Source organism: Parvibaculum sp. (genome assembly GCF_002684405.1).
In the GTDB taxonomy this organism is placed as follows: Bacteria; Pseudomonadota; Alphaproteobacteria; order Parvibaculales; family Parvibaculaceae; genus Parvibaculum.
Genome location: NZ_NYVD01000095.1, coordinates 1 through 7,887, shown reverse-complemented (window position 1 = coordinate 7,887; position 7,887 = coordinate 1). Strand labels below are relative to the sequence as shown.

Sequence of the window (7,887 nt, the reverse complement as noted above, 5' to 3'; positions counted from 1 at the left end):
GTGATTTCAGTCCACGGCATATCGATCTCCTGTTAGTTCGCAAACCAACAGAATCATAAGCCGCTGAAATCACACACCTCTTTTTGGAACAGGCTCTAACGGCTGATAAGAAATTCAAAAATGTGATGAGTAGAAAAAAGGATTTTAAGTCGGAATGTGCAGTGGTCACGCCCATCGACTTTATTGAGCAACAAGGGATTGATGAGCTGGCGCCTTTGCCCTTCAAGGAAGGAGTATTTTACCTGCTTAATGGGTGCCCCGGCTGATTTTTCGGTCTAAGACAGCTACCCCAGCAACCACAACATCAGCGGCATCGTGATGGCGGCGAGGATCGTGCCGCCGGTGATGAGGCTTGCCATCAGCGTCGCATCGCCGCCGAGCTGGCGGGCGAGGATGTAGGACGATGTTGCGCCCGGCACGGCGCCGCAGACCAGTACGACGAGGCGCGGTAGCCCCGTGACGCCGAAGACATAGCACCAGCCCATCATCATCAGCGGCATGGCGATGAGGCGCAGCCCGCTCGTCAGCAGCACGATCCATTTCGTGTCGAAAGCGTGTGCCGGCTTCAGCCCGGCACCGATGGCGATGAGACCGATGGTGAGCGCCGCCTTGCCCAGAATGTCGAGCGTCGGGTCGAGCGGGCCGGGAAGGCCGATGCCCGAGACGTTGAGCGCGATACCGACCGCGCAGGCGAGGATGAGCGGGTTCTTGATGAGCAATCGTCCCACCGTGCCGAGACCGGCTGGCGTGTCGCCCGCATAGCGCGTCAGGATGAGAACGGAGAGCACATTCACGGCGGGCACCAGCACCGCGAAACCGACCGCGGCGAGCGCTACGCCTTCATGACCGTAAAAGGAGGCAATGGCCGCCAGCGCCACGAAGCCGTTCCAGCGCGCCGCGCCCTGAAAGACGGACGAGAATTGCGGGCCGGTCAGCGGCAATATCTGCTTCAGCACCATCAGCAGTACGACCATGCTCGCAAGCCCCGCGGCCAGTGCGGATGCCATCGGCCCGATGTCATAGGGGCCGAGATCGGCCACGGCGAGCGTGCGGCAGAGGAGGGCGGGGAAGAAGATGTAATAGGTCAGCTTGTCCAGCGGTGCCCAGATCTCATCACCCAGAAAATCCATCCGCTTGATGGTCCAGCCGAGAGCGATGACGAGGAAGACGGGAATGAGGGCGTTGAGGATCTGGAGCATGATCTGCTTCTTGTTGTTCTAGAGGTTCCGCAGCCGGTCGAGCGCTCCCTGAAGGATGTGCGCGGCGGCCATCTTGTCCACCAGTTCGGCGCGGCGGGCGCGGCTGGTATCGGCTTCGAGCAGGGTGCGCGTGACGGCCTGGGTGGACATGCGCTCGTCCTGAAAAACGACCGGCAACTCGGTCAGCTTTTCCAGATTGCGGACGAAGGCGCGGGTGGACTGGCAGCGCGGGCCCTCCGTGCCATCCATATTGAGCGGCAGGCCCACCACGAGCGCAACGACCTCATATTGGGTGGCCAGGGCAAGGAGGCGTTCCGCATCGGCGGTGAATTTGGTCCGCTTGATGGTTTCGAGCGGCGAGGCGACGAAAAGCGAGACGTCGGAGAGGGCGAGGCCGATGGTTTTGGTGCCGAGATCGAGCCCCATCAGCCGGCTGTTGCGCCCCAGACGGGCCTTCAGCTCTTCCAGCGTGGTTATATTGCCGCTCAAAGCCGCTAAATCCCTTGAAAATGGCCTTTGTCGCGGGCGGACAATAGGCGGCGTTGCGGCTTCGGCCAAGGCTTTGTTATGTTGCCGCCGATTCAAGCGAGAACTGGGCGCATGCGGGGCTTTCACGGCTTTCCTTCGCCCGCTCTCCTAACCCCAACAAAGGCAGGCCTATGTCGGTCGATCAGAACACCGTCCGGCACATCGCCCGGCTTGCGCGGATTGCCGTGCGGGACGATGAGCTGGAACATCTCGCCAAGGAACTCAACAGCATCCTCGACTGGGTGGAACAGCTCGGCGAACTCGACACCTCCGATGTCGAGCCGATGACCAGCGCCGTGGAAACCACGATGAAGATGCGCGAGGACGAGGTCACGTTCGGTAATCTGCAGGACGAGGTCACGCGCAACGCGCCTGCGTCCGAAGACGGCTTCTATGTCGTCCCGAAAGTGGTGGAGTAAGGCGCATGGCGAAGAATGACGAACTGATCGGCCTCACGCTCGCCGAAGCGCGCGACAAGCTGAAGGCGAAGGAGATCACCTCCGCCGAGCTGACCGATGCCTATATCTCCGAGATGGAAGCAGGCCGCGACCTGAACGCCTATGTGCTGGAAACGGCGGAGCAGGCGCGCGAGATGGCGAAAGCCTCCGACGCGAAGCTCGCCAAGGGCGAGGGCGGCGCCATCGAGGGCGTGCCGCTCGGCATCAAGGACCTGTTCTGCACGAAGGATGTGCGGTCCACGGCCTGCAGCCACATTCTTGACGGTTTCACGCCGCCTTATGAATCCACCGTTACCTCGCAGCTCTGGCGCGATGGCGCGGTGATGCTCGGCAAACTCAACAATGACGAGTTCGCCATGGGCTCGTCGAACGAGACGAGCTTCTACGGTCCCGTCACCAATCCGTGGCGCCGTGAAGGCGACGACACAAAGCTGGTGCCGGGCGGTTCGTCCGGCGGCTCGTCTGCTGCCGTGGCGGCGAAACTCTGCCTTGGGGCGACGGCGACCGATACGGGCGGCTCCATCCGCCAGCCGGCCGCCTTTACCGGCACGGTCGGCATGAAGCCGACTTACGGCCGCTGCTCGCGCTGGGGCATCGTGGCGTTCGCCTCCTCGCTTGATCAGGCAGGCCCGATCACGCGCGACGTGCGCGATGCGGCGATCATGCTGAAGTCGATGGCCGGTCACGATCCGCAGGACACGACCAGCGTCGACCGTCCCGTGCCGGATTATGAGGCCGCGCTGGGGCAGGGCGTGAAGGGGCTCACGGTCGGTATTCCGAAGGAATATCGCGTGGACGGCATGCCCGAAGAGATCGACACGCTGTGGTCGCAGGGCGTCGAATGGCTTAAGGCGGCGGGCGCGAATATCAAGGAAGTGAGCCTGCCTCACACCAAATATGCGCTGCCGGCCTATTACATCGTAGCGCCGGCGGAAGCCTCGTCCAACCTCGCGCGCTATGACGGCGTGCGCTACGGGTTGCGTGTCGAGGGCAAGGACATCACCGAGATGTACGAAAACACGCGGGCGGAGGGCTTTGGCGACGAAGTGCGCCGCCGCGTGCTGATCGGCACCTATGTGCTGTCGGCGGGCTATTACGACGCCTATTACCTGAAGGCGCAGAAAGTCCGCTCGCTCATCGCGCATGACTTCCGTCAGGCGTTTTCGGAAGTCGATGTGCTGTTGACGCCGACGGCGCCGTCCGCGGCCTTCGGTATCGGCGAAAAGTCGGACGATCCGCTTTCCATGTATCTGAACGACGTTTTCACCGTGACGGTGAACCTTGCGGGGCTTCCGGGCATTTCGGTGCCCGCGGGGCTGTCGAAAGAAGGGTTGCCGCTGGGGCTGCAGCTCATCGGACGCGGTTTCGACGAGGAAACTTTGTTCCGCACTGCACACAAACTCGAAGAGGCCGCGCAGTTCACGGCGGCGCCTGAAGCCTGGTGGAGGTCGTGATGGACATCGGCAAGCGCGTTGCGCGCGAGGAAGACTGGATTCAGGGCGCCACGGGCGATTGGGAAATCGTTCTCGGCCTTGAGGTTCATGCGCAGATCACATCGAAGGCGAAGCTTTTTTCCGGCTCTTCGACCGAGTTCGGTGCAGAGCAAAACACGCATGTCAGTCTGGTGGATGCGGCGTTGCCGGGCATGTTGCCCGTCATCAACCGCGTTTGTGTCGAACAGGCGGTAAAGACGGGGCTTGGCCTCAGGGCGCAGATCAATTTGCGTTCGGTTTTCGACCGGAAGAACTATTTCTATCCGGATCTGCCGCAGGGCTACCAGATTTCGCAGTTCAAACACCCCATCGTGGGCGAGGGCGAGATCGAGATCGACCTGCCGGAAGAGCGCGTCGAGAAAATCGGCATCGAACGCCTGCATATGGAACAGGATGCGGGCAAGAGCGTTCACGACATGCACCCGACGATGAGCCATGTCGACCTCAACCGGTCGGGCGTTGCGCTGATGGAAATCGTGTCGCGTCCGGACATGCGCTCGGCGGAAGAAGCGCAGGCCTATGTGCGCAAATTGCGCACGATTCTGCGGTATCTGGGCACGTGCGACGGCAATATGGAGCAGGGAAGTCTGCGCGCGGACGTGAATGTGTCCGTGCGCCGGCCCGGCGGCGAGCTCGGCACGCGCTGCGAAATCAAGAATGTGAATTCGATCCGTTTCATCGGCCAGGCGATCGAACATGAAGCGCGCCGGCAGATCGAAATTCTCGAAGACGGCGGCAAGATCGATCAGGAAACGCGGCTTTTCGATCCGAAAACGGGTGAGACGCGCTCCATGCGTTCCAAGGAAGAGGCGCATGACTATCGCTACTTCCCGGATCCGGATCTTCTCCCGCTTGAATTGCAGCAGGAGGATGTCGACCGCATTGCAGCATCGCTGCCGGAGCTGCCGGACGAAAAGAAAGAACGCCTGATGACCGACTACGGATTGTCGGCATACGACGCGACCGTTCTCGTCAGCGATGGGGCGCGTGCGGACTTCTTCGAAGAGGTTGCGAAGGGACGCGATCCGAAGCTTGCGGTGAACTGGGTGAACGGCGATTTGTTCGGTGCGCTGAACCGCGAAGGCCACTCTCTGGAGGCGTCGCCGGTGTCTGCAAAGCAGCTTGGAGAGCTGCTGGATCTCATTTCCGACAACACGATTTCAGGTCGAATCGCGAAGGATGTTTTTGATTCGATGTACAAAACGGGCCGAAATGCCATCGAAATCGTCGAAAAAGAAGGTCTTCGTCAGGTTACGGATACAGGCGCTATCGAAGCGGCGATCGATGAGGTGATCGCGGCCAATCCGGACAAGGTGGAACAGGTCAAAACCAAGCCGAAACTTGCAGGCTGGTTTGTCGGCCAAGTCATGAAAGCCACGTCTGGCAAGGCTAATCCGCAACTCGTCAACGAAATTCTCGCGAAGAAAATAGACATACCTTCCGAGGACTGACGAACGAATCCATGTTTCCGGTGAACTGTTTGTAAACCACTTTCACATGAAAGTGGCGCGACTGCGCTTGCGTAAAACTGTTGCAATTTGTTGCCGAGCGCATTTGTGACGCCCATAGTAGCAATGTGCGCCTTGATGGGTACGGGGGCACGTGAGTTTGTGTGCGTTGCAAGTCTTTGGATTGTCGCCAACACAAATGGCACATCAGGAGCTGAATTAACATGGCTACCACGACGAGAAAGGCGAAGCCGAAAACGGCAACCGCCAAAAAGACGACCGCTCGCAAGACGACGGCCGCCAAGAAGACCACCGCTCGTAAACCCGCGGCGAAAAAGACCACCGCGAAGAAACCTGCGGCGAAGAAGACCACGGCTGCGAAGAAGCCTGCGGCGAAGAAGACGACCGCTCGCAAGCCCGCCGCCAAGAAGACGACGGCTGCGAAGAAGACCACCACGGCTCGTAAGCCCGCCGCCAAGAAGACGACAACGGCTCGTAAGCCCGCGGCGAAGAAGACAACCGCCCGTAAGCCTGCGGCCCGGAAGACCACGGCTGCCAAGAAGACGACAGCCCGAAAACCCGCTGCCCGTAAGACGACGGCGGCCCGCAAGCCCGCAGCCAGGAAGACGACAACGGCTCGCAAGCCTGCGGCAAAGAAGACGACGGCTCGTAAAACGACCGCTCGTAAGACGACGGCGGCTCGTAAGCCTGCAGCCAGGAAGACGACAACGGCCCGCAAGCCTGCGGCAAAGAAGACGACCGCTCGCAAGACCGCTGCGAAGAAGCCCGCAGCGCGCAAGACAGCGGCCCGGAAGGCGCCTGCGCGCAAGACTACTGCTCGCAAGACGTCTGCTACCCGTCGCGCAACGGTTCGCAAGGCTCCCGCTCGTCGCACCGCGACGCGCCGGACGACAGCGGCCCGCAAGCCCGCGACCCGTCGAAGGACGGCAGCCAAGAAGTAATGGCTGCGCGCCGGAAAACATCCGAGGGGGCTACTCGTAAAACGGCCCCGGCGAAGCGGTCCGCTTCGGCCGGGGTCGTGCGCTCCTCCGAAAAGCCGATCGAGCTCTATTACTGGCCGACACCCAATGGCTGGAAGATTTCGATCATGCTGGAGGAGTGCAGGCTTCCCTATGTGATGAAGCCGGTGAATATCGGCATTGGCGACCAGTTCAAGCGATCCTTTCTCAGGATCGCGCCGAACAACAGGATGCCGGCTATCGTCGATCCGGATGGCCCCGGGGGGAAATCCATCTCGATCTTCGAATCCGGTGCAATCCTGCAATATCTCGGCCGCAAGACGGGGAAGTTCTACCCGGCAAACGAGCGGCAGAGGGTTGAGGTCGATCAATGGCTGTTCTGGCAAATGGGGGGTCTGGGGCCAATGGCCGGTCAGGCACATCATTTCCGGCAATACGCTCAGGAGAAAATTCCGTATGCGATCAAGCGGTACACGAATGAGGTGAACCGGCTCTATGGCGTTATGAACAAGCGCCTGAAGGACCGCGATTACCTTGCCGGCCGTTATTCCATCGCAGACATGGCTTGCTGGGGCTGGGTCGTACCCGCCAAAAACCAGGGTCAGCAGCTTGAGAATTTTCCACATCTCAAAAAATGGTTCGAACGGGTGAGTGCCCGTCCGGCCGTTCGCAGAGGGTTCGCTCTGGGGCGCGATTTGCGTCAGGGCACCCTGGGAGACAAGACCAAAGACGCCGAGAAGGCTCGCAAGATCCTTTTCGGGCAACGCGCAAACTAAGATGCGGCACATGGGCGGGACTTCATGTCCCGCGACGGTGTGCTAGGCTTGCAGCGCATCCGCGATCTTCGCGGGTGCGCTGTTCTTTTTGGACGAGGGGAGCAAGATGATGGGAAACAAAAGCACGGGCCAATGGCTCGCACTCGCTCTGGCGGCGGCTTTGGTCTCGGCGCCTCAGGCAGCCTTCGCCGCTTCCGTCACCGGCACGGGCTCGGTGGTCAAGCATGATGAATACGGAACGGAGCGCGAATGGGGCCGCGATCTTGTTCTGCCCGAGGCGGGCGAGATCACGCGCGTCACCGACGGCACCTATGGTTTCACGCTTTATCATGGCAGCGAACAGGTGGCCGCGTTCATCACACCGGAAAGCGCGGTGGGAACGAAGCTGCCCGCGGGCAAATACCGGATCGAGCCGAATGTCTGTCCGACGCATCGTCACCATCATGTCGAGGTAACGGCGAAATACTGAATGCCGGCGCCGGGGGCGCGCTCCTGCGTGGCGGTGGAAGGAAGGCGCAGATGACCGAAAACCGGTCCGTGCGCGTGCGGATCAGCGGCAGGGTTCAGGGCGTGGGCTATCGCGCCTGGACGGTGCGCCGGGCATCCGCTCTCGGTCTTTCCGGCTGGGTGCGCAATCTGGCCGATGGCGATGTCGAGGCGGTTTTTTCAGGCCCCGCGGAGTATGTCTCCGAAATGATTGCCGCATGCCGCGAAGGGCCGCGCATGGCCTCGGTTCGCGCCGTGGAAGAGCTTGGCCCCGATGAGCCGTATGCCGGCCGTTTCGAGGTGCGCTAGGCGGATTTCCAGTTCAGCTTGCGATCACAATTTCGGCAATGCCGCCGCGCATGGCTCGCAATGGGGCACTGCGCTGCCCATATCGCTTTGATTACGCAATTCAGGCAGCTGGGAGGCTCTCATGATCGACTTTTATACCTGGACGACGCCCAACGGATACAAGGTGTCCATCATGCTGGAAGAGACCGGGCTTCCCTATGAAGTGCATCC

The 7,887-nt window shown here is 60.9% G+C and carries 10 protein-coding genes and 1 pseudogene; 9 read left to right on the top strand and 2 right to left on the bottom strand.

The window, feature by feature from the left end:
• The first annotated feature begins 125 nt into the window (after window positions 1-125).
• Window positions 126-266, top strand: coding sequence for a hypothetical protein (locus tag CMI59_RS08565; protein WP_293327272.1), 141 nt, complete (start codon window positions 126-128; stop codon window positions 264-266).
• A gap of 18 nt (window positions 267-284) precedes the next feature.
• On the opposite strand, the gene CMI59_RS08560 is transcribed toward CMI59_RS08565, so the two are convergent.
• A complete protein-coding gene (locus tag CMI59_RS08560; RefSeq protein ID WP_293327270.1) occupies window positions 285-1,199 on the bottom strand; it encodes an AEC family transporter in 915 nt (304 codons plus the stop codon).
• A gap of 18 nt (window positions 1,200-1,217) precedes the next feature.
• Window positions 1,218-1,625: a Holliday junction resolvase RuvX gene (gene ruvX, locus CMI59_RS08555; RefSeq protein WP_293327274.1), complete on the bottom strand. Its 408-nt coding sequence runs from the start codon at window positions 1,623-1,625 to the stop codon at window positions 1,218-1,220.
• Window positions 1,626-1,858: 233 nt separating this feature from the next.
• On the opposite strand from ruvX, the gene gatC reads away from it, so the two are divergent.
• The 8 genes and pseudogenes from gatC to CMI59_RS08515 form a co-directional block, all read left to right on the top strand.
• Window positions 1,859-2,146, top strand: a complete 288-nt coding sequence (gene gatC / locus CMI59_RS08550; protein WP_293327268.1) for an Asp-tRNA(Asn)/Glu-tRNA(Gln) amidotransferase subunit GatC — start codon at window positions 1,859-1,861, stop codon at window positions 2,144-2,146.
• Between the two features lie 5 nt (window positions 2,147-2,151).
• On the top strand, window positions 2,152-3,639 hold the full coding sequence (gatA, locus tag CMI59_RS08545) for an Asp-tRNA(Asn)/Glu-tRNA(Gln) amidotransferase subunit GatA (protein WP_293327265.1): 1,488 nt from the start codon (window positions 2,152-2,154) through the stop codon (window positions 3,637-3,639).
• Window positions 3,639-5,129 (top strand): Asp-tRNA(Asn)/Glu-tRNA(Gln) amidotransferase subunit GatB, encoded by a 1,491-nt coding sequence (gatB, locus tag CMI59_RS08540; protein ID WP_293327262.1) that lies wholly within the window; start codon window positions 3,639-3,641, stop codon window positions 5,127-5,129. The genes gatA and gatB overlap by 1 nt, the downstream gene beginning before the upstream one ends.
• Before the next feature lie 221 nt (window positions 5,130-5,350).
• A complete protein-coding gene (locus tag CMI59_RS08535; RefSeq protein ID WP_293327260.1) occupies window positions 5,351-6,088 on the top strand; it encodes a histone H1-like repetitive region-containing protein in 738 nt (245 codons plus the stop codon).
• Between the two features lie 77 nt (window positions 6,089-6,165).
• Complete coding sequence (locus CMI59_RS08530) at window positions 6,166-6,882, top strand: glutathione binding-like protein (RefSeq protein ID WP_293327257.1); 717 nt, start codon at window positions 6,166-6,168, stop codon at window positions 6,880-6,882.
• Window positions 6,883-6,988: 106 nt separating this feature from the next.
• Entirely contained in the window at window positions 6,989-7,351 is a 363-nt protein-coding gene (locus tag CMI59_RS08525) for a hypothetical protein (protein ID WP_293327253.1), read from the top strand.
• Between the two features lie 50 nt (window positions 7,352-7,401).
• The gene (locus tag CMI59_RS08520) at window positions 7,402-7,677 is read left to right on the top strand and encodes an acylphosphatase (RefSeq protein ID WP_293327251.1); all 276 of its coding nucleotides are present in this window, start codon (window positions 7,402-7,404) and stop codon (window positions 7,675-7,677) included.
• 121 nt (window positions 7,678-7,798) lie between these two features.
• Window positions 7,799-7,887, top strand: a pseudogene (locus CMI59_RS08515) (glutathione S-transferase family protein); the annotation flags it as partial.

Bases quoted from the DNA above. Each gene is read 5' to 3' on its own strand.
- gatB (WP_293327262.1), top strand. From the start codon at position 3,639: ATGGACATCGGCAAGCGCGTTGCGCGCGAGGAAGACTGGATTCAGGGC.
- CMI59_RS08520 (WP_293327251.1), top strand. From the start codon at position 7,402: ATGACCGAAAACCGGTCCGTGCGCGTGCGGATCAGCGGCAGGGTTCAG.
- CMI59_RS08565 (WP_293327272.1), top strand. From the start codon at position 126: ATGAGTAGAAAAAAGGATTTTAAGTCGGAATGTGCAGTGGTCACGCCC.
- CMI59_RS08560 (WP_293327270.1), bottom strand. From the start codon at position 1,199: ATGCTCCAGATCCTCAACGCCCTCATTCCCGTCTTCCTCGTCATCGCT.
- gatA (WP_293327265.1), top strand. From the start codon at position 2,152: ATGGCGAAGAATGACGAACTGATCGGCCTCACGCTCGCCGAAGCGCGC.
- ruvX (WP_293327274.1), bottom strand. From the start codon at position 1,625: ATGGGGCTCGATCTCGGCACCAAAACCATCGGCCTCGCCCTCTCCGAC.
- CMI59_RS08525 (WP_293327253.1), top strand. From the start codon at position 6,989: ATGATGGGAAACAAAAGCACGGGCCAATGGCTCGCACTCGCTCTGGCG.
- CMI59_RS08535 (WP_293327260.1), top strand. From the start codon at position 5,351: ATGGCTACCACGACGAGAAAGGCGAAGCCGAAAACGGCAACCGCCAAA.
- gatC (WP_293327268.1), top strand. From the start codon at position 1,859: ATGTCGGTCGATCAGAACACCGTCCGGCACATCGCCCGGCTTGCGCGG.